Source organism: Pseudoduganella buxea, assembly GCF_009720835.1.
Classification (GTDB): domain Bacteria; phylum Pseudomonadota; class Gammaproteobacteria; order Burkholderiales; family Burkholderiaceae_D; genus Rugamonas; species Rugamonas buxea.
Map to the genome: position 1 here is coordinate 17,289 of NZ_WNKZ01000035.1, position 21,406 is coordinate 38,694.

At 67.5% G+C, this 21,406-nt stretch carries 15 protein-coding genes; 8 read left to right on the forward strand and 7 right to left on the reverse strand.

Features of this window, described 5'->3' with window-relative positions; translation table 11 throughout:
* Positions 1-176: 176 nt before the first annotated feature.
* The 5 genes from GM672_RS13595 to GM672_RS13615 all read left to right on the forward strand — a co-directional run bounded on the left by GM672_RS13595 (position 177) and on the right by GM672_RS13615 (position 7,906).
* Positions 177-1,571 carry an arylsulfotransferase family protein gene (locus GM672_RS13595; RefSeq protein ID WP_155471076.1) on the forward strand — a complete coding sequence of 465 codons (1,395 nt, stop codon included), beginning with the start codon at positions 177-179 and terminating at the stop codon, positions 1,569-1,571.
* An 87-nt stretch (positions 1,572-1,658) separates the two neighbouring features.
* Positions 1,659-4,028, forward strand: coding sequence for a TonB-dependent receptor (locus GM672_RS13600; protein WP_170300058.1), 2,370 nt, complete (start codon positions 1,659-1,661; stop codon positions 4,026-4,028).
* Positions 4,029-4,040: 12 nt separating this feature from the next.
* Complete coding sequence (locus GM672_RS13605; RefSeq protein WP_155471077.1) at positions 4,041-5,456, forward strand: sulfatase-like hydrolase/transferase; 1,416 nt, start codon at positions 4,041-4,043, stop codon at positions 5,454-5,456.
* A gap of 74 nt (positions 5,457-5,530) precedes the next feature.
* Positions 5,531-6,226 carry a hypothetical protein gene (locus GM672_RS13610; RefSeq protein WP_155471078.1) on the forward strand — a complete coding sequence of 232 codons (696 nt, stop codon included), beginning with the start codon at positions 5,531-5,533 and terminating at the stop codon, positions 6,224-6,226.
* A 267-nt stretch (positions 6,227-6,493) separates the two neighbouring features.
* Positions 6,494-7,906: a glycoside hydrolase family 19 protein gene (locus GM672_RS13615; RefSeq protein WP_155471079.1), complete on the forward strand. Its 1,413-nt coding sequence runs from the start codon at positions 6,494-6,496 to the stop codon at positions 7,904-7,906.
* A gap of 31 nt (positions 7,907-7,937) precedes the next feature.
* On the opposite strand, the gene GM672_RS13620 is transcribed toward GM672_RS13615, so the two are convergent.
* The 4 genes from GM672_RS13620 to GM672_RS13635 form a co-directional block, all read right to left on the reverse strand.
* Positions 7,938-8,669 carry a hypothetical protein gene (locus GM672_RS13620; RefSeq protein WP_155471080.1) on the reverse strand — a complete coding sequence of 244 codons (732 nt, stop codon included), beginning with the start codon at positions 8,667-8,669 and terminating at the stop codon, positions 7,938-7,940.
* Positions 8,666-12,094, reverse strand: a complete 3,429-nt coding sequence (locus tag GM672_RS13625; RefSeq protein WP_155471081.1) for a two-partner secretion domain-containing protein — start codon at positions 12,092-12,094, stop codon at positions 8,666-8,668. Before GM672_RS13625 ends, GM672_RS13620 begins: the two co-directional genes overlap by 4 nt.
* Before the next feature lie 34 nt (positions 12,095-12,128).
* The gene (locus GM672_RS13630) at positions 12,129-13,796 is read right to left on the reverse strand and encodes a ShlB/FhaC/HecB family hemolysin secretion/activation protein (protein WP_155471082.1); all 1,668 of its coding nucleotides are present in this window, start codon (positions 13,794-13,796) and stop codon (positions 12,129-12,131) included.
* Between the two features lie 499 nt (positions 13,797-14,295).
* Positions 14,296-15,450, reverse strand: a complete 1,155-nt coding sequence (locus tag GM672_RS13635; RefSeq protein WP_155471083.1) for a GNAT family N-acetyltransferase — start codon at positions 15,448-15,450, stop codon at positions 14,296-14,298.
* A gap of 71 nt (positions 15,451-15,521) precedes the next feature.
* Between GM672_RS13635 and GM672_RS13640 the strand changes: the two genes are divergently transcribed.
* The 3 genes from GM672_RS13640 (at position 15,522) to GM672_RS13650 (ending at position 18,618) form a co-directional block, all read left to right on the forward strand.
* Positions 15,522-16,118, forward strand: coding sequence for a hypothetical protein (locus GM672_RS13640; protein ID WP_155471084.1), 597 nt, complete (start codon positions 15,522-15,524; stop codon positions 16,116-16,118).
* A 75-nt stretch (positions 16,119-16,193) separates the two neighbouring features.
* A complete protein-coding gene (locus GM672_RS13645) occupies positions 16,194-18,248 on the forward strand; it encodes an NAD(+) synthase (protein ID WP_155471085.1) in 2,055 nt (684 codons plus the stop codon).
* Positions 18,249-18,279: 31 nt separating this feature from the next.
* Positions 18,280-18,618 (forward strand): P-II family nitrogen regulator, encoded by a 339-nt coding sequence (locus tag GM672_RS13650; RefSeq protein WP_107141586.1) that lies wholly within the window; start codon positions 18,280-18,282, stop codon positions 18,616-18,618.
* An 85-nt stretch (positions 18,619-18,703) separates the two neighbouring features.
* Here GM672_RS13650 and GM672_RS13655 read toward each other — a convergent pair whose 3' ends face one another.
* From GM672_RS13655 to trxB, 3 genes are all read right to left on the reverse strand, one after another.
* The gene (locus GM672_RS13655; RefSeq protein WP_155471086.1) at positions 18,704-19,333 is read right to left on the reverse strand and encodes a trimeric intracellular cation channel family protein; all 630 of its coding nucleotides are present in this window, start codon (positions 19,331-19,333) and stop codon (positions 18,704-18,706) included.
* A gap of 266 nt (positions 19,334-19,599) precedes the next feature.
* Complete coding sequence (locus GM672_RS13660) at positions 19,600-20,283, reverse strand: Smr/MutS family protein (protein WP_155471087.1); 684 nt, start codon at positions 20,281-20,283, stop codon at positions 19,600-19,602.
* A 25-nt stretch (positions 20,284-20,308) separates the two neighbouring features.
* Positions 20,309-21,259 carry a thioredoxin-disulfide reductase gene (gene trxB / locus GM672_RS13665; RefSeq protein ID WP_155471088.1) on the reverse strand — a complete coding sequence of 317 codons (951 nt, stop codon included), beginning with the start codon at positions 21,257-21,259 and terminating at the stop codon, positions 20,309-20,311.
* Between the last annotated feature and the right edge of the window lie 147 nt (positions 21,260-21,406).

The following is a 21,406-nucleotide window of genomic DNA, read 5'->3' on the forward strand; positions in this document are numbered from 1 at the left end:
GCAGCACGGCGACCGTGGTGTCGCCGTGAGGGCGCAGCGGAGCTTTCCCGGCCGGCCCGCATTAGCAAATACGGCGCCGCCAAATATTGTTATGCAAATTCATTCGTGGATCGTTTAATAACCCATCCTTATGATGAAGTCTTCAATGTGTGTCAAAAACATATTAAGGAGGCTTCATGCACCACCCCATCCTGGCAGGCGCCCTGCTGGCACTGACGGCGTTTTCCGCGTTCGCCGCGCCCAGCGTGTTCCCCACCGGCGTCACCCGCTACGACCCGGCGCGGGCGTGGAATGGCTACGTATTGTTTACAGGGCAGGACAAGAAGACCCACCTGGTCGACATGAACGGCAATGAAGTGCACGGGTGGGCCCAGGAAGGATTCCCGCCCGTGCTGCTGGACCCGGCGCTGACGGGCGGCCAGCGCGGCAATGTGCTGCTGCAGCTGGGCAGCGTGCCCGGCGTGCACTCGGCCGGCAATGGCCTGGGCAATGCCAGCATCGGTGAACTGGACTGGCACGGCAAGGTGCGCTGGCAGTGGGGCACGGGCGCACAGGAAGCCTACGGTTCGGCCACGTTGGCCTCCGGCGGCCCCGCCAACGGCGCCGTCCACCAGCACCACGACTGGCGCCGCACCGCCAACGGCAATACGCTGGTGCTGGCCAACCGGGTACATCGCGTGGCAGGCTTCGCCGCCAAGGCCGTGCTGGACGACGTCATCTATGAGGTCACGCCGGCCGGCAAGATCGCGTGGCAGTGCACCGCCTCCGAACACGTGGAGGAACTGGGCTTCTCGCCCGACGCCCTGCGCCAGGTGCGCGCCGGCCAGCCCCGCCACGGCGTACCCGCCTACGATTACCTGCACTTGAACAGCCTGGCCGTGGTGGGCCCGAACCGGTGGTTCACGGCGGGCGACAAGCGCTTCCATCCCGATAACCTCATCATCAGTTCGCGCGAAGCGAACATTACTGCCATCATCGAGCGCGCCACGGGCCGCATCGTGTGGACGCTGGGCCCGGACTACCCGGCCATCGCGTCCACGGCCGTACCGCGGGCGGTGGACCAGATCATCGGCCAGCACGACCCGCACCTCATCGCGCCGGGCCTGCCGGGCGAGGGCAACCTGCTGGTGTTCGACAACCAGGGCGAGGCGGGCTACCCGAAGGTCAGCCCCGGCATCTTCCCCCATTCGCGCGTGCTGGAAATCGATCCCGTCACGAAGCAGATCGTGTGGCAGTACACGGCCGCCGATTCGCGCCAGGCCCAGTGGAGCTTCTACAGTGCCTTCATCAGCAGCGCGCGCCGCCTGCCCAACGGGAATACGCTGATCGACGAAGGCATGAACGGCCGCCTGTTCCAGGTCACCCGCACCGGCGACATCGTGTGGGAATACGTCAGCCCCTATTACGGCGCTTCCGCCGTGGGCGGCGCCGGCCGCCCGGTCGATACCAACTGGGTCTACCGCGCGCAGCCGGTGCCTTACGACTGGGTCCCGGAAGGCACGCCCCGTTCCGAATGGCCCGTGTCCTTGCCTGCCGCTGCGCCCGCGCCGCTGGCCGCCGCCCGGCCTTGACTCCACCGCTTCTGTTTCAACGGCGCTCCTGCGCGGGGCAGGGCGCCGGCTTGCCCATCATCTTTGCATAATAAAAAGGGGATTCACGTGTACCAAGCTTTTCGTCGAGGCGTACCTGGCCTGACCTTGAACGTCACCGCGCTGGCCGTGCTGGCCGCCCTGCCACCGTTCGCACTGGGTGCCGGCAATGTGGTGTCCGCCGCCGTTGCGGCCGTGCCGCTGACCGCCGCCGCTGCGGCCGATTCCACGCCGATTGAACCGGCCGCCGACGGCGCCGAAGTGGTCGGCGCCGTGCAGACCGTGCTGGTGACGACGCGCCGCCGCGTCGAGAGTTCGCAGAACGTGCCAACGCCCATGACGGTGCTGGGCGACGACGCGCTGGACGGCAACCGCCTGTACCGCGTGCAGGACCTGCAGCAGCTGCTGCCCAGCACGACGATCAACTACGTCCATGCCCGGCAGATGAGCTTTGCCGTGCGGGGCCTGGGCAACAACCCCGCCAGCGACGGGCTGGAAGGCTCGGTCGGCATCTACCTGGATAACGTCTACCTGGCCCGCCCCGGCATGGCCGCCTTCGACGCGCTCGACGTGCAGCAGCTGGAACTGCTGCGCGGGCCGCAAGGCACGCTGTTCGGCAAGAACACGACGGCGGGCGTACTCAATATCGCCACCAGGAAGCCCACGTTCACGCCGGAGCGCTCGGTGGAACTGTCGGCAGGGCGCTTCGGCTACGGCCAGGGCAAGCTGGTGCTGTCGGGCCCCCTGGGCGAGACGGTGGCGGGGCGGCTGTCGGCCTACAAGACGGTGGACGACGGCTACATCGTCAATCGCCACAACGGCGACCACGTGCAGGGCGGCCAGCGGCAGGGCGCACGGGGCCAGGTATCGGTCGAGCAGGGCAAGGAATTCAGCCTGCGCGTCATCGCCGACTACAACGAGGAGCATTCGAACAACGGTACCCTGGTGTTCTACAGCGCCGGGCCGTCCGGGCGCGCATTGACCCAGGCAAGGCTGGTGGGCGCCACGCCCGTGGTCGACCCGAACGAGCGGGCCGTCAGCCTGGACAGCGGTTCTTCCGTCAGCGTGCACCAGGGCGGCGCCTCGGCCGAGGCCAACTGGACCTTCGCCAACGACGCCCGCCTGACCTCCGTGACGGCCTGGCGCTTCTGGAACTTCACGCCCCGCAACGACGACGGCCTGGACGTGCCCATCATGCTCAACGTGGGCGCGTCGGCGAAGCACAAGCAGTTCACGCAGGAGCTGCGCTGGGCCACGCCGTCCGGCAAGCCGGTCGAATCCGTGTTCGGCGCCTATTACTATTACCAGGAGCTGGACAACAACTCGTTCGCCGTCAACGGCCCGCTGGCCGACCTGTACAACGGCAACGCGCCGGGGGCGTGGAATAACGTCGGCAGCACCGCGCCGGGCCGGCTGCGCGTGAACAGCTATGCGCTGTTCGGCCAGAGCACGTGGCATGCGACGGAGCGCCTGGACCTGACGGCCGGCGTGCGCGCCAGCTACGAGGACAAGTGGGCGCGGGTGGTGCGCAACGCCCCGACGGGCGGCGCCACCGTCACGGGCGCCGCGCTGGCCGCCCGCAACGGGCGCTATGGCGCCTTCGACTCGGGCAACCTGAGCCTGACCCAGTCCAGCCCCACGGCCCTGCTCAGCGCCGGCTACAAGGCCGCGCCCGAGGTACTGCTGTACACCAGCATCTCGCACGGCGAGAAATCCGGCGGCATCAACCTGGCGGTGCCGGGCACGGGCGGCGTGGCGTCGATGCTGGTGGGCGCGGAGCGTTCGAACGCACTGGAACTGGGTGTGAAGAGCACCCTGCTGGACAACCGCCTGCAACTGAACGGCAATGTCTTCGCCACCGTCGTCCACGGCTACCAGAGCAATGCCTACGATCCCATCGCGCGCAGCTCCTATTTGACGAACGCGGGTGACGTGCGCACGCGGGGCGTCGAAATCGAAGCCATCGCCACGCCCGTGCGGGGCCTGACCCTGCGCGCCAACGGTGCCTTCAACCACGCCAGCTACCTGAAATACACCAATGCGCCATGCGCGCCGGAGCGGCCAGGCACCTTCTGCGATCTGTCCGGCCGCGATGCGCTGGTCAACGCGCCCCGCTGGACCGGCAACGTGGGACTGCAGTATGCGAAAGGCGTGGGCGACGGCATCAACGGCTATGTCAACGCCAACTACGCCTACCGCGCCAGCACCTACGGCACGCTCGACGCTTCCGAGTACGCCCGCATACCGGCCTACAGCGTCAGTAATTTCTCGGTCGGGCTGCGCACCACCAACGGCACGGCCTGGGATGTGTCGCTGTGGGTGAAGAACGCCTTCGACAAGCAGTACTACACCAGCCTGTGGAACAGCGGTTTCGGTTCCTATAACGCCGTCATCGGCACGCCGCGCACCGTGGGCGTCACGGGCCGCTACGAATTTTAAGAGGAGATCATCATGAGCAAATCCATCGACAAGAAACGTCGCGCCGTCATTGGCGGGCTGTCCACCCTGGCGCTGGCGCCCCTGCTGGGCCGCGCCGAAGCCGCCGCCAAGGGCGGGGGCGCGCCGAATATCCTGTTCATCCTGGCCGACGACCTGGGTTACGCGGACCTGGGCGTCTACGGCCAGCGCGAATTCGCCACGCCCCACCTGGACCGGCTGGCCGCCCAGGGCGTACGGCTGACGCAGGCCTATTCGAATTCGGCCGTGTGCTCGGCCACCCGCTTCGGCCTGATCACGGGACGCTACCAGTACCGCCTGCGGGGCGGGCTGGAGGAGCCGATCGCCGGCGCGTCCGATACCATCGGCCTGCCGCCGGACCACCCGACCCTGCCTTCGCTGCTGAAGCAGGTCGGCTACCGCACGGCGCTGTTCGGCAAATGGCACCTGGGATCGCTGCCGAACTTCGGTCCCCTGAAAAGCGGCTACGACACCTTCTACGGCAACTACGGCGGCGCCATCGACTACTTCACGCACAAGCCGGGCGTGGGTCCGAACGTGAAGGAAGACCTGTACGAGGGCGAAGTGCCCGTGCACGAAGTGGGCTACTACACGGACCTGCTGGGCGACCGCGCGGCCAACTTCATCCGCAAGCAAAGCAAGGAAAAACCCTTCCTGCTGTCGCTGCACTACACGGCGCCGCACTGGCCGTGGGAAGGCCCGAAGGACGAGGAGGTATCGCGCCAGATCGGCAATATCTTCCACTACGACGGCGGCAACCTGGCCACCTACGGCAAGATGGTGACGGCGCTGGACGCCTCCATCGGCCGCGTGCTGAAGGCCCTGGAACAGCAGGGCCTGGCCGAGAACACCATCGTCGTCTTCACCAGCGATAACGGCGGCGAGCGCTTCTCGCAGACGTGGCCCTTCTCGGGCCAGAAGACGGAGCTGCTCGAAGGGGGCATTCGCGTGCCCGCCCTGGTGCGCTGGCCCGCCCGCATCAAGCCCCGGCAGGTCAGCCCCCAGGTGGCCATCAGCATGGACTGGCTGCCCACGCTGCTGGCGGCGGCCGGCACGGCGCCGGCCGCGTCGCACCCCGCCGACGGTCGCAACCTGCTGCCGATCCTGGCCGGCGACGAAAAGACCGTCGAGCGCACGCTGTTCTGGCGCTACAAGGCCAATGCCCAGAAAGCCGTACGGGCGGGCGACTGGAAATACCTGAAGTTGAACGACAACGAGTTCCTGTTCGACCTGTCGCAGGACCAGCGCGAACGGGCCAACCTGGCCGCGAAACACCCGGACAAGCTTGCAGACCTGAAGGCACAGTGGGAGCAGTGGAATGCCGGCATGCTGCCGATCACGCCGGAAGTGCGTACCCATGGCGTGTCGGGCAAGGTGCAGGCGGACCGCTACGGGCCTGAACTGGACTGAGTGCGTGCTCGCCTTGCGGGGGCAGGGCCGCCATGCTAACGTCGCCACTTTCTGGATGAACTACGGGGCGAATCATGACGACAGCTGTGCTCCCGGTCGGCCGCGATGACGTGATCCGGGCCGTCTTTACCGCTGGCGCCATGCCGCCCGTGCTGGCGCCACGCCATCTGGCGCTGGCCGCGCGGCTGCGGGTGGACTGGATGCCCGTCGAGAGCGGGGCGCCATGCATCGATGCGGAAAGGCCGCTGGTGGGCGAAGGCCCGGCGGTGGCGCTGGCCAAGGCGGCGCTGGACACGGACGACGAAGCGCTGGCGATCCGCACCCTGGCCGAAGTGGGGCGGCTGATCCCCGACATCGTCGCCGCCATCGCGCTGGCGCCGGGGTCTTATGCCGTACCGGCCGACATGCGCGCCTGGTTCGCCACGGGCGCCTGCGGTGTCGACGATGCCGGCTTCTTCGACCTTCGTACCGAGCACCTGGTGCTGCTGCGTGCGGCGCAGTGGCGCATGGTGGACAGCGACTGCATCGATGACGTGCTGGCCTACGGCGACGAAGCGTGGCCGATGCCCTATATCGACGGCAAGCGGCCCTATGGCGATTGCAGTTACTACCAGCTCGACATGGCCGCCTTGCTGGGCGAACCGTATGCACTGGACGAACGCGGTTACGCCATTCCCGCGCAGGACAAGGACGATAGGCTGGAGCAGCTGCATGTCGAGACCCTGGGGGCCTTGCAGGTCTTGCTGGCGCACGGCCGCATGAAAGACTGATCAGCAGGCTTCGCCTCAGGCACGTGGCTTTCGGCGGCGTCGGGCAGCCATACCACTTGCGCGCATCGCCGCCGCGGTACTATCGCCTTAACGGAATGTCCCATTCTGGACACGGCTTTCCACAGTGAGCCATGCTCCCAGCGGGCCACCGCCGCAACCAACTGGTCTTAACCAATCCGCAATTTTCAAAACCACTTGACGACCACTTTGGCGGCGCTCATCGTGTTGCCCAGACGCGGCCCCCGCCGCGCACCCACGGGAGACACCATGCACACTTCGAGAATCGTCGCGCCGGCGCTGGCGCTGCTCGTCACCGCCTGCGGCGGCGGCGATGGCGGCGCGCCAGCCACGCGCACCCTGTCCGGCGGCGCCATCGCCGGCGCGGCCGCGGCCAGCTGCCCGGCCTGGAGCAGCAGCCAGGTCTACACGGCCGGCGTCTGCGCCACCTACCAGGGCAAGCAGTACGAGGCGAAGTGGTGGAACCAGAACAGCGCGCCCGGCGCCGACCAGTACGGGCCGTGGAAGTACGTGGGCGACGCCACCGGCCCCGTGCCCGATCCCGGCACGCCGCCCACGCAGCCGGGCGGCGTGCCGACGAAAGCGCAGGCCGAGGCGCGCGAGGCGCAGCTGACCGACAACGATTTCTTCCGCAAGGTGAAGGCTTCCGTGCGCACGCTCGACAATGCCGGCGTGGAGGCGGTGACGCCGGGCAGGGCGGCCAACCCCGTCAACGTGCGCCGGGTCGAGCGCCTGCTGCCCGCGGCGAAGTGGGACTATTATTTTTCCGCGCGCGAAGCCAGCTACACCTACCAGCGCTTCCTGCAGGCGGTGGCGAAATTCCCCGCCGTGTGCGACGACTACGCCGACGGCCGGGACGCCGACGCCATCTGCCGCCATTCGCTGGCCACGATGTTCGCCCACTTCGCCCAGGAGACGGGCGACCACAACGCCAGCATCCCGCTGCCCCAATGGCGCCAGGGCCTGAAATACCTGCGCGAGATGGGCTGCGACGAAACGGGTGCCAGCTGCGGCTACAACGCCGAATGCGCGGACCCCGTGTTCAATTCGGTGTGGACCTGCGGCACCAATGCCGACGGCAGCTTCAAGAAGTATTTCGGGCGGGGCGCCAAGCAGCTTTCGTACAACTACAACTACGGCCCGTTCTCGCAGGTGATGCACAACGGCGACCAGTCCGTGCTGCTGAAAAATCCCGACCTGGTGGCGTCGACGTGGCTGAACCTCGCATCGGCCACCTTCTTCTTCGTCTACCCACAGCCGCCCAAGCCGTCGATGCTGCACGTGATCGACGGCACCTGGGTGCCCAACGCGGCCGACGTCGCGGCTGGTGCCGGCAACAACTTCGCCACCACCATCATGATCATCAATGCCGAATGCGGCACCGGCACGGAAAAGGCGGCGGCGCAGAACCGCATCGACTACTACAAGCAGTTCGCGCAGGACCTGGGCTGGAACGTGGGCAGCGAGCAGCTGTCGTGCGCGACGATGCAGCGCTTCGGGCCATCCAGTTCGGCGGCCTACCCGATCTACTGGGAGAAGAACTGGAACGCCGGCGGCGACTACCAGTGCCAGCTGGTGAACTACCAGACGCCGTACAGCGCGCTGATCGCCGGGAACTACGTGAAATGCGTCGAGAAGAACTGGAGCGTGGCGCTGAAGTAGCGGGGTGCGCATCGCCGACGCGGCCGGTGTCTCAGCGCTGCCCGTCCACGTCGTATGAGCCGAACACGGCATGCGCCGAACGGGTTTCGGGCAGCACATAGACGATGCCGTTGGTGCCCTTGAAAGCGGGGACGACGACGCCGTCGAAGAACGCCTTCGGTACGTTGATGCAACCATAGGAAACGCGGTTGTCCAGTGGCGTCGGGCTGGCCAGCCGTTCGGCACGGCGCTCCTTCGGCACCCCCGTGACGACGCGATGCAGTGAGATGGCGGCATCGTAGTCCACCCACAGGATTTCCTTGCCGTGCAGGTTGCGGTCGAGCGCTGCGACGAAGCGGCCCGCGGGCGTCGTGCGTTCCTCGGGGCGGATGGCCGACAGGCTGCGCTGGCCGATGCCCGGCACCGAATCGTCGCCGATGGCCAGCCCCAGAAGGATCGGGGCGGCACCGCGCAAGATGCCGTCGGCATGGAAGGCGTAAGCGGTTGCCTGCTTCTTGTCGACGATGAGGAACGGCAGGCGGCGATGGTCGTCGACGGCGAGGATCCAGTCCGCCAGCCGGCGCACGTCCGCCGACGGCGCCAGTCGGCCGAAATCGGCACGCACCCGTGCGCCCGCGCTGGCGCTTGCGCCGGCATGCCCGGGCGCGCCTGCCGGTGTATCGCTTGCCAGCGCCGGCATGGCGGCGACGACGGCTGCCAGGCAGCCCAGGCCGACCCGGCTGGCCAGTGTCGCGCCGAACGTCCGGGGTTTTGACAGGTTCAATTGCGGTCCTGCTTCCTGACGCGGTGGACCGGCACGGTAATCGCCGGATCGGAACGCGACATGACGGGCGGTGCATCCGCTGCCGGGCGGGCAGCTGGCGCCGCAGGGAGTGCCGCTTCCGGTTCGGGGTCGCCAGGCTGGGCCAATGTCAGCAGCCCGGCAGGCAAGGGTGCCGGCACGACGACGGCCTGCCGGGTTTCCCGCACGGCGAACGGCACGGTCGCCACCAGCGCCCGTGGCTGCGGGTGATGCGCCACGTCCTGCTGGGAAGGCGACGACGGCGCCGGTGGCAAGGCAGGCGTCGACGGCTGCGACGTGACTGGCGCCGCGGGTGGCGACGGTGGCGCCGTGGGCGTCGTCGGCGGGACCACCACGGGCGGTGTCACGGCCGCGGCCAGGACGGTCAGCGCGCCGGCCGCGTAGCTTATCGCATAATTGCCCGGCGTGAACGTGCCGCCGGTGGCGTCGCTGGGCGTGATCGTGTAAGTGCCGGGGGCGCTGGCCGAGGCGACGATGCCCGGACTGGTCTGGGTGACACTGCCGACCGTTTCACTGTTGACCAGGCCGCTGGTGGTGAAGCCGCTCAATACGGTGCCTTCGTCGTAGGTCCGCGTCACGTCGTTGGCCGTCACGGTCAAAGCCGCCTGATGGACGACCAGCGCGCCGTTCAGGTAGGTGATGACGTAGTTCGACGGCGCGAACGTGCCGCCACTGGCGCCGCTGGGAACGATCGCATACGGGTTGCCGGCCACGCCGGCGTCGGCGCTCGTGCCGGCGCTGGCTGGATTGACGCTGCCGATGGTCTCGCCGTTGACCAGGCCCTTCTGCGTGAAGGCCGACGGCGACAGCGCGAGCGTCTGGCCGTAGGTCTTGCTCGCATCGTTCGCGCGCACCGTCAGCGGCGCCGGCGTGATGTCGGCGGCAGTGGCCGCGCTCGTATTGGCACTGTAGTTGCCCGCGTCGGCACCGGTCAGCTTGATGCCCGTTACCGTCACGGCCTTGCCATTGCCCACGTTCGCATTGACGAAGTTCGCCGCCGTCGCGGTGATGCCGAGCAGGTCGCCGGCCACGCGGTTGTCGGCCAGCGCCACGACGCCGGCCCTGCGGCCGTCGTAGACCTTGTCGTTGCCGATCGCCGTCACGGTGAGGGGGCGTGGCGTGATGTCGGCCATCGTCGTGCCGGATCCGGCCGTGCTGCCGAAGGGCGCGAACAGCGCGAATTTCGCGCCGTCGGCGCCGCCCAGCGTATAGCCGGTAAAGGCCACCGGCTTGGTGGTGCCGACGTTCTTGTTGTCGAACGTGGCACTGCCTGCAACCAGCGCGACGCTGTTCCCCACGTTCGGCGTGCCGCGCAGGGACAGGGTGGCGGCGCGATTGCCGTCGTAGACCTTGTTATCGGCCTGCGCGAATACCCATGCCCTGGCGTCGATGGCGCCCGAGGCAACCTTGGTCGTGTAATCGGCGATTTCGGTGGTGGTGCCCGCGTAGGTGGCGGGATTGAAGCGGATCGTCGTCGCCATGGCGCTGACCGAGGCCGGTCCGACAAAGCGCACGGTGCCGCCGGCGATGCCCGGGCCGGTGCCGTCGTTGTCGGCAACCAGCGTCACGGCGCCGTTGTCGGCGCTGACCTGGCCATTGAGCGTCACGGTGCCACGGGCGACCAGGTCGGCCGAGCCGCCGCCGTCCGCCGTGATGGCGACGACGCTGACGTCGCGTCCGGCCGTCATGGCGATTTTCGCGTCGGTGGCGGTGGCCGTGATGGCTGCCGTGCTGGTGACATCGCGCCCCGCCGTCAAGACAATGCGCGACCCCATGGCGCTGGCCGTCAGTGCCGCGTTGACCAGTACGTCGTTGCCCGCCGTGAGCATGATGGCGGAGCCGGCGGTGCTGGCGGTCATGGATGCGTCGATCCGCACGTCATGGCCCGCGTCCAGTGCCAGCTTCTGGCCTGTCGTCCAGACCAGGGCGTCGGCCACGGTGATGTCATTGGTCGCGTTGATCAGGCGATCCGAACTTGCCATGCTGGTCACCACGTCGCCCGGCGTCTCGTCGCCGCCGGCGGCGGCGATGGTCCAGTTGACGGGATCGAGCAGCCAGGTACCGGTGCGGCCTTGCGGCGCCACGGTGCTGATGCTTTTGCCGGCGCCCAGCACCACGTCCTTGCCGGACGTCTCGATAAAGCCGCCGTCGCCGCCCTGGGCGCCGCCGCGTGCCGTCAGCGTGGCATTGACGGCGGTGCGGCCCACGGACCAGAGGGCGATCCGCCCGCCGTTGCCGGTACCGATGGCGTCGGCATGGACCGCGCCGCCATCGACCACGGTGTCGTGGGCCGCGGGGATGGCCGGATCGCCGTGGAAGCCGCCGCCGATGTGCACCAGGCCGCCCCCTGCGTCGCCGGACGCGTCGATGGTGGCGCCCGTCAGGTTGACGCTATTGCCCAGCACCTGCACGGTACCGCCGGTCTGTCCCGCGCCCAGGCCGGAGGCATCCAGCTTGCCGCCGACCTGCACCGATCCGGTCGTGGCGTCGCCTGCCAGCCTGATCGTGCCGTGGCGCTGTTCCAGGCTGCGCGCCTCGATCACGCCGCTGTTGTTGACGGCCCCTTGCAGCAGGCCGCCGGCGGCCCGGGCGCTCAGCAGCACCTGCCCGCCGTCCGCCTGGATCAAGCCGCCGTTTTGCACCAGCGCGTCGATCGCGCCCTGGCCGATGGCGACATTGAGCAAGCCGTCACCGGCGACGTCGAGGGTGATGGCGCTGCCGGCTGCCAGCGCGACGCTGCCGAGGCGGGCCGCGATGATGCCGTCGTTCGCCACACGGGCACCGAGCAGCGCGACATAGCCGCCCGGCGCATTGATCGTGCCGTGATTGGTCACGGCCCCCGTGCCCGTGCCGGCAAAGCCGTAACGGCCCGCCATGAAATCGGCATCGCCGAGCGCCAGGCTGGAGGCGACCAGGCCGGCCACGTTGACGGTGGCGCCCCGGCCGAACAGGATGCCGTTCGGGTTGATCAGGAACACCTTGCCGTTCGCCGACAGGGTGCCCAGGATGCTGGACGGGTCGGAGCCGAGCACCCGGTTCAGCGCCACCGCATTGCTGCCCGGCTGGACGAAGCGCACGGATTCGCCGGCCGCCACGTCAAAGCCGTGCCAGTTGATGACCGCATTCGGCGTCGACTGCGTGATGACGACACTGCCCGGCGTGCCGCCGATGGCGGCAACCCCCGCCGTCACGACGCCGCCGGTCGGCAGAGCGTGCGCAACCGTGCCGACCAGCATCAGCGACAGCGCCAGTGCCGTCATCGGCAGTGCCGTCATGGCCAGCCCGGTCCCGTGGGAGGATTGCTTGCCGGCGCCATTGGCGTGCTCGGACACGGCAACGAAGGTGCCGGCGGCGGGGTTCCAGATAGATCGGTAGATATTGTTCATTGAATGTCCCTGTTATGCAGATTGGTCGACGAGATCAGAAGTACCTGACGGCCTGGAGCCAGAACCGGCCCGCCGAATGCGGCGCGGACAAGGCTGGCTCGCTACCGACCTTGCGGGCGTAGTAGGCCTTGACGACGAAATTGTTGGTGTCTGCCCAGATCAACCCGACACCGGCCCCGGACAGCGACCGATGGTTCGGTGCGCTCGTCCACGGGTCCTTGCTGGTGCTGACATTGCCGTGATCGACAAAGCCGACCAGTTGCAGCCGGCCCGCCGCGCCGGCCGGAAGCGGCGGCAGCGCCACGCGCGCTTCCAGATTCAGCACGTAGCCCTGGTCCGCGTAGGCTTCCCCTTCCGGGTAGGCGCGCACGCCGTACATGCCGCCCAGTTCCATTTTTTCCGACACATCCAGGTTCTTCGACGCGACCTGGCCATTGATGGCCGCATACAGCGAAAGCGACTCCGACACGCCCTGCAGCCGCGCCGCATGGAAGGCCAGCTTGTTGAAGTGGCCCTCGCTGCGGGCCGAGACGGCATCGAACGCGTGCAGCGCCGGGGTGCGCAGGTCGACCTGTCCGGACGACCAGGCCAGCCCGTAGGTACCGAGGCCGCCGCCCCAGCGCAGGTCGCGATGGTCGCCGGCCACGCTGGCTGTCAGCACGCGCGCACGCTTGCTGGCGACGATGGCGGTGGCGCCGATCCGGTCCTCGAAGCGCTTCGTGTCGAAAGCCAGCAGCGCCGTCAGGTTGGTGTTACGCGAGCGCAGGAGCGGATAGGCGCCGTAGATGCTGGCGACGCGCGCGGTGCCGCTGGCGTCGAGCGGTGCGAATTCGCGCTGCAAGCGGTAGCGCAGCTGGCTGTATGCGACGCCCGCGCTGGCGCGCCCGAGCTGTGCCTGGTAGGACAGGCGGGCGTAGTTCAGCCCGGAGCCCGAGCTCAGCACGCGCAAGGTGGCGACGTCGCCCTGTCCGGCCGGCTCGTTCAGGTTGACGGTGGCCCCCGCCCGGTAGGCACCCGTATAGCGGTTGCCGGCATTGTCGGCGTCGACGCTGCCCGATACGCGCGGGCCCGGAATCAGGTCCACGATCAGGTCGGAAGCGCCGACCGATGCGCCGGGTACCAGCGTCGATTTGACGCCTACGCCGGGCAAGTCCGACAGCAGCAGCAGCCGTTCTTCCAGCGCGTCGATGGCGACGATGTCGCCTTCGACGAGCCCGTCAAGCAGGCGGTTTGCCACGACATCGGACACCCGGCTGCCGTTGCGCAGCGCCACCTTGCCGTAGCGGCCCTCGATGACCGCGATCGTCACTGCGCCGTCGCGGATGTCCTGCTGCGGCACATAGGCCTGCGCCAGGAAGTACCCGTTGCGGTGATAGAAGGCGGCGATCGTCGCGGCCATGGCACGCAGGTCGGCCAGCGACAGTTCGCTGCCGGCGCGAAAGCCGGTCAGCGCCAGCAGGTCGGCTTCGGCATAGACCTGCGACCCGGTCACGCCAAGGCGCTGGACGACGATGGTCATGCCGGCCGGCTCGGCGGTCGTGGTGGCGGGGGCGACGGTTGGCCGGGCGATGGCAGGCGCCCGTTTTTCCGGCATCGGCGCCGGCGGAATCTGCTGCAACTGGCTGCCGGCGGTCGGCAACTGCTGGGCGAACACGCCGTGGCTCATGGCCAGCAGCGCACAGGGAATCAATTTGGTCTTCATCGTTCATGGCCTCATGGGGTGGCTGGACCGGCACACCGGAAGGCGCAACGGTCCATGAATGCATCCGCGACGAAAGGCGACCGCATCCGAGCACCCTGACTACGGGTACGTGCGGACGCCATCTCGGATCAGGCGCAAGGGTGTCTGGCAAACGGTGCGGGCGCGGGTTACTGGTGGCGCTGGCGGGGGAGGCCGGGGTCGCCTGGCTGACAATGTCGGCGGCGAGCCCGGAGGTGACCACTGTCTTTCAAGTGGGTATGCAACCGGCGCGGTCGGGGCGCCGGAAAGAGGAGGGCCGTGAAAGGCCCGGTCCGGAGGCGTATTTCCACTGCGCAAGTACGCAGAGTAACAGGGTGGCGCGGTTTCCGGGCACGGTTCACGAATTTATTGGCGGATGTGCGGATATACGACAGAAAGGCCGGCCGGGTCAGACGGGATATTCCGGCGACGCGCGCCAGGCGCGGCGCCCCGTGTGACACGCAATCGCGCGGTGCTGTCGTCAGTCCTTGAACGGGTTGCGCTCGTTCAGCTCGTCCATATAGGCTTCAATGCCGCCGCTTTCGCGTTCCAGGAAGCGTTCGACGGCGTCCGAGAAGGCCGGGTGGGCCAGCCAGTGGGCCGACCACGTCTTGGTCGGCAGGAAGCCGCGCGCCATCTTGTGCTCGCCCTGGGCGCCGCCTTCGAAGGTGGCGATGCCCTGCTCGATGCAGAACTCCAGCGGCTGGTAGTACGCTGTCTCGAAATGCAGGCAGGGCACGTGCTCGATGGCGCCCCAGTAGCGGCCGTACAGGGTGTCGGCCGTGTGGATGACGAGCGAGGCGGCGATGGGCTGGCCGTCGCGCTCGGCCACCACCAGCAGCAGGTTGTGCGGCATCGTCGCGCCGATGCGCTGGAAGAAATCCAGGTTCAGGTAGGGCGAGGAACGGTGCTCGGCGTAGGTGTTGCGGTAGCAGCGGTGGAAGAAGCGCCAGTCGGCCGGCGTCGCATCGACCCCGCGGATGCGCCGCATCGTCACGCCCGCCTCGCGCACCTTGCGCCGTTCGGCGCGGATATTCTTGCGCTTCTTGTGCTCCAGGGTGGCCAGAAACGCGTCGAAGTCGGCGTAGCCCTGGTTCAGCCAGTGGAACTGCACGTTCGAGCGCAGCATGAAGCCCGCCTCGTGCAGTTGCGCGGCCTGTTCCGCCGGCGGATACAGCACGTGGGTCGACGACATGCCGGCCGCTTGCTGCTGCGCACACAGGTAGGCCACCAGGGTGGCGCGCGCCGCGTCGTCCCGCGCCAGCAGGCGGGGCCCCGTCACGGGCGTGAACGGAATCGCCGACAGCAGCTTCGGGTAGTACTCGACGCCGTTGCGGTGGTAGGCATCGGCCCAGGCCCAATCGAACACGTATTCGCCATACGAGTGCGACTTGACGTACAGGGGCATGGCCGCGACCAGCTCGGAACCCTCGTCCGTGTCGTCCCACAGTGCCAGGTATTGCGGCTGCCAGCCCGTGTCGGCGCAAGCGCTGCCCGATTCATGCAGCGCGTGCAGGAAGGCGTAGGACAGGAAGGGATTGGGCTCGCCGGCCGGGGCCTGGCGCGCCAGCAGCGCGGACCATGCGGGGGCGCCGGCATCGGCAAGGGAAGAGAGCACGCCAGTACGGTAGGTCATCGCGGCATTGTACGCAAATTCGGCAGGCGCCGTGGGCTGTTAGAATCGCGCGCTCATCCTTGTTCATCGATATGAAAAAAAAGCTTCCGCTGCTGCTGGCAGTGCCGCTGCTGGCACTGCAATCCTGCTCCCGCCCGGCCGACCCGGCCTTCTATGTCGTCGACGTGGCCGACGGCGGACATGCCCACCTGTACACGACGCAGGCCAATATCGACCACGACCAAGCACGCAAGCTGCCGGTCGCCTTTTTCGACCGCAAGGGCCCGGACTGCTGCTTCGTCTTCGGCGACAAGCTGCCGCGCCCGGTCACGGACATGCAGCGCATGCTGCTGCGGGAGCAGCCGGATGGCGACGAGGAAGGGCGGCGGATCGCCGGCCGCTACGCGCCGGCCGGCATGGTCCGGAAGGACGATTGGCCGGGCCTGGGCTTCGGCTTCGACGGCATGGGGAAGGTACGCAGGCTTGACGCGATGACCCACGAAGTGCGCTTCGCCGACAGCGCGCCGCCCGTGTTCGTGCGCCACTGCACCACGGGGGAGGGCGTACGGATCGCGCTGCTGCGCGCGCGCGGGGACGCCAGTCCCTACGCCAGTTATTACTACGCCCTGGGCTACGACACCGAGCCGGATTGCCCCGACATGGTGGAGCAGGAAGCGCCCGCACGGTAGCAGTGGCGGGGCACGGGACACGGTGCGCGAACGTCGATGTTAAAATCTTCGCCATTCATGTCGACTCCGCTCCCCATGCCGCAACCATTCCACAACCTGTACTCGCACGATTTCGTCCGCCTGGCCGTCGGCGTGCCGCGCTGCCGCGTGGCCGACCCGCTCTACAATGCCGAGCAGACCATCCTGCTGGCCGAGCAGGCCGCCGCCAAGGGCGCGCTGCTGGTGGCATTCCCCGAGCTGGGCCTGTCGAGCTATACCTGCGACGACCTGTTCCACCAGCGCGCGCTGCTCGACACGGTGCTGGTGGCGCTGAACAAGGTGCTGGAAGCGTCGATCCGCATTCCGGCCGCGATGATCGTCGGCCTGCCGCTGCGGGTCGACCACCGGCTGTTCAACTGCGCCGTCGTCGTCGCGGGCGGGCGCATCCAGGGCGTCGTGCCGAAGATCTACCTGCCCAACTATAACGAGTTCTACGAGGTGCGCCAGTTCAGCAGCGCCGACGACGCCATCTCCGACGAGATCGAGCTGCTGGGCCAGCGCGTGCCCTTCGGCGCCGACCTGCTGTTCCAGGTGGCGAACCTGCCGCTGCTGCGCTTCCACGCCGAGATCTGCGAGGACGTGTGGGTGCCGGTGCCGCCGTCGTCATACGCGGCGCTGGCCGGCGCCACCGTGCTGGTCAACCTGTCGGCCTCGAATATCGTCGTCGGCAAGTCGGACTACCGCCACCAGCTGGTGAGCCAGCAGTCGGCGCGCTGCCTGGCGGCCTACCTGTATTCGTCGGCGGGGCGGGGCGAATCGAGCACCGACCTGGCCTGGGACGGCCAGGCCCTGATCTACGAGAACGGCGACCTGCTGGCCGAGGCCGAGCGCTTCCAGGACGAGTCGCACCTGATTTTCGGCGACGTCGACCTGGAGCGGCTGTCGCGCGACCGCATGCGCACCAATACCTTCGGCCAGTCGATGCGCCGCCATGCCGGGCAGGTGGCGGCCTTCCGCACCGTGAACTTCGCGCTGGAAGTGCCGGCGCGCGAGGTGCTGCCGCTGTTGCGCAACGTGGCACGCTTCCCCTATGTGCCGGCCAATCCCGCCCTGCGCGACAAGCGCTGCATGGAGGTCTACAACATCCAGGTGCAGGCGCTGGTGCAGCGCCTGTCGGCCAGCGGCATGAAGAAGGTCGTCATCGGCATTTCGGGCGGGCTCGATTCGACGCACGCGCTGCTGGTGTGCGCCAAGGCGATGGAGCGCCTGAACCTGCCGGCCACGAACATCATGGCCTACACGATGCCGGGCTTCGCCACCAGCACGCGTACCCTGGAGCAGGCGCGCCGGCTGATGGCTTTCGTCGGCTGCACGGCGGCCGAGATCGACATCCGCCCCAGCTGCATCCAGATGCTCAAGGATATCGGCCACCCGTACTCGGAAGGGCACGAGGACTACGACGTCACGTTCGAGAACGTGCAGGCGGGCGAGCGCACCAGCCACCTGTTCCGGCTGGCGAACCATGTCAACGGCATCGTCATCGGCACGGGCGACCTGTCCGAGCTGGCGCTGGGCTGGTGCACCTACGGCGTGGGCGACCATATGTCGCACTACAACGTCAACGCCAGCGTGCCGAAAACCCTGATCGCCCACCTGGTGCGCTGGGTGGCCGAGAGCCGCCAGTTCGGCGACGCCGACTCGCGCGTGCTGATGGATGTCGTCAACACGGAGATCAGCCCCGAGCTGGTACCTGGCAAGGCCAATGACAGCGCCCCCGCGCAAAGCACGCAAAGCGTCATCGGCCCGTACGAACTGCAGGATTTCAACCTGTACTACACGCTGCGTTTCGGCTTCGCCCCGACCAAGGTGGCCTTCCTCGCGCACCATGCGTGGAAGGACCGCACCGTCGGCGCCTGGCCCGAGGAGGCGCACGTGGCGCGCAACGAGTACGCGCTCAAGGACATCAAGCACAACCTCGGCATCTTCCTGCACCGCTTCTTCCAGACCAGCCAGTTCAAGCGCACCTGCGTGCCGAACGGGCCGAAGGTCGGCTCGGGCGGTTCGCTGTCGCCACGGGGCGACTGGCGCGCACCGAGCGATTCGGAGTCGAGGCTGTGGCTGGAAAACCTGAAGACTGTGCCCGACGCGTGACGGACCCCAACGATTCAATAAGGAGAATGCCATGAAACAGATTACCGCCGTTATCAAGCCCTTCAAACTCGACGAAGTGCGCGAGGCGCTGGCCGAAGTGAACGTGACGGGCCTGACGGTCACGGAAGTGAAGGGCTTCGGCCGCCAGAAGGGCCACACGGAGCTGTACCGGGGCGCCGAATACGTGGTCGACTTCCTGCCGAAGGTGAAGGTGGAAGTGGTGGTCGACGACGGCGTGGCCGAGCAGGTGGTGGACGCCATCATCAAGGCCGCTCGCACGGGCAAGATCGGCGACGGCAAGATCTTCGTGCAGAACGTCGAGCAGGTGGTGCGCATCCGCACCGGCGAGACGGGCCCGGACGCGGTCTGATGACGGTTTAATCGGTTTAGCTGCCGGGCCCGTGTCCTTGTCGGGGTCTGACCCCAAGGTGGACACGAGCCCGGCCGTAATCAAGCTACGATGGCCGCCCGATGCGCAGGTCGAACTTCCACGTCAGCAGCCGCAGCATGCTGATGGTGGCGGCGCTGAGCCACAGCCGGAAGTCTTCCGGCACGTCGACCTGCTGCAGCAGGATATACATCCAGCAGCCCACGAAGGCGCAGATCGCGTAGGGCTTGCCGTCCCTGAACACCATCGGCACTTCGTTGCAGACGATATCGCGCAGCACGCCGCCGAAAATCCCCGTGATCACGCCCATCATCGCCGCGATAAACATGGGCATGCCGGCCGCCTGCGCCTGGGACACGCCGGCCACGGCGAACAGGCCCAGGCCCAGCGCATCGGCCCACACGATCAGCCGCTCCGACACGATATGGCGCAGGTGCTTCATGAACGGCGCCACCGTCAGCGCCAGCACGAACAGGAGGATGGTGTATTCCTGGTGCTCGACCCAGAACAGGGGGCGCTTGTCGAGCAGGATATCGCGCAGGGTACCGCCGCCGAACGCGGCGATGAAGGCGACGATGATGACGCCGACGATATCCATCCGCTTGCGCCGCGCTTCCACGAAGCCGGAAAAAGCCCCGACCATGATGGCCACCACTTCGATGACGGTAACGAGGGAAACATGCGGAACGAGTTTCATGCGGCGCGGGAAAAGTTGTTGATCCCACAGGCTAACATGCGGCTGGGTTGCCGCAAAGGAGACAGTTGCCTTAAAAACGGTGTCTGACACCGGTTTTCGGGCAACGAAGCGTTGCTGGTTCAATTCCGGTTCGGTGCCAGGCGCGGAACCGGTTGAACGGGGAATATTCGTCGATGGATGCGAATTCGGCGTCAGGCACCGACCTGCTTTTGATGCGGGGCAGTGTATCAGGTGTCTGACACTGAATCGGGGTTGAACCGGGGTGCTTAGCGTTCGGGCCGCAGGGCGGCACGCAGCAGGACGATCAGGGCGCCTTCGCCGCCTTCGGAGGGGCGGGCCTGGCTGAAGGCGATGACGCCGTCCGTTTGCACGAGCCAGCTGTGCACCATCGATTTCAGCACGGGCTCCTGGCCTTTCGAGCCGAAGCCGCGGCCGTGGATGACGCAGACGCAGCGGTGATTGCGGCGGTTGGCCTGCTGCAGGAACTGGCCGATGGCGTTGCGGGCGTCGTCGCGGCGCAGGCCGTGCAGGTCGAGCTCGTCCTGCACGGGCCAGTGGCCCTTGCGCAGGCGTTTCATCACGTCGTTGCCGACACCGGGCGCCAGGTAGTTCAGCGACGGGTCTTCTTCCATGTAATGATCGACTTCGAACAGGTCCGACAGCATGGCCTCGCGCAGCACGGCCGCATCGTCGTCCTTCTGTTCGCCGGCGCTGAGCTTGCGCTTCGGCGCCGCCGCGGCGGGGATGGGCTTCGGCGCGCGCGGCACGTAGCGGTTCGATTCGGGCAACTTCTTCACGCCGCCCAGGCTGCCGCGGAAGATATTCGCTTCCGCCACCAGCTTCTTCTCCTGCTCGATGCGTTCCGCTTCGGCCGCCGCGCGCGCCTCGTGGTCTTCCTTCAGCTGCTTCGACAGCCCCTTCAGGTCGGCAAAGCTCTTCAATCCCGCCATGGTGCCGGCTCCTCTTGCTAAGGTTTTACTCTTGCGCTTCCAGGTAGCGCTGGGCGTCCAGCGCGGCCATGCAGCCCGTGCCGGCGCTGGTGATGGCCTGGCGGTACACGTGGTCCTGCACGTCGCCGGCGGCGAACACGCCCGGGATCGACGTGGCCGTCGCCATGCCTTCCGTGCCGGCGCGCGTCTTCAGGTAGCCGTTGTGCATGTCCAGCTGGCCTTCGAAGATGCCCGTGTTCGGCTTGTGGCCGATCGCCACGAACAGGCCGTGCACGGTGATGGTCGACAGTTCGCCGTCGTTCGATTTCAGGGTCAGGCCCGTCACGCCGCTGGTGTCGCCGTTCACTTCGTGCAGGTTGTGGTTCAGTTTCAGCTCGATCTTGCCTTCGGCGACCTTGGTCATCAGGCGGTCCACCAGGATGGGCTCGGCGCGGAACTTGTCGCGGCGGTGGATCAGCGTGACCTTGCTGGCAATGTTCGACAGGTACAGCGCTTCCTCGACGGCCGTGTTGCCGCCGCCGATGACGGCCACTTCCTGGCCACGGTAGAAGAAGCCGTCGCAGGTGGCGCAGGCGGACACGCCGCGGCCCATGAATTCTTCCTCGGACGGCAGGCCCAGGTACTGCGCCGAGGCGCCCGTGGCCAGGATCAGCGCGTCGCAGGTGTACTCGCCCGCGTCACCGATCAAACGGAAGGGCTTTTCCGACAACTTCGCCGTGTGGATGTGGTCGAATACGATATCGGTATTGAAGCGCTCCGCATGCTGCAGCAGGCGCTGCATCAGTTCCGGACCCTGCACGCCCAGCGGGTCGCCCGGCCAGTTCTCGACATCCGTCGTCGTCATCAGCTGGCCGCCCTGCTCGACGCCGGTGATCAGCATCGGCTTCAGGTTGGCGCGCGCGGCGTAGACGGCGGCACTGTAGCCGGCCGGACCGGAGCCAAGGATCAGAACGCGGGCGTGTTTGGTAGTGGTCATGGAGAATTCTCTGCAAAAACGGGATGAAACCCGGGATTAACCGAAGATTGGGGCCTTGCTCGGAAGCACAAGAGCGGCGCGTGGCGGGGAAGTTGCCGCTGCGCGCAGGCAAACCGGGATTATAAGGGAACGGCGCCAAACCGTTCC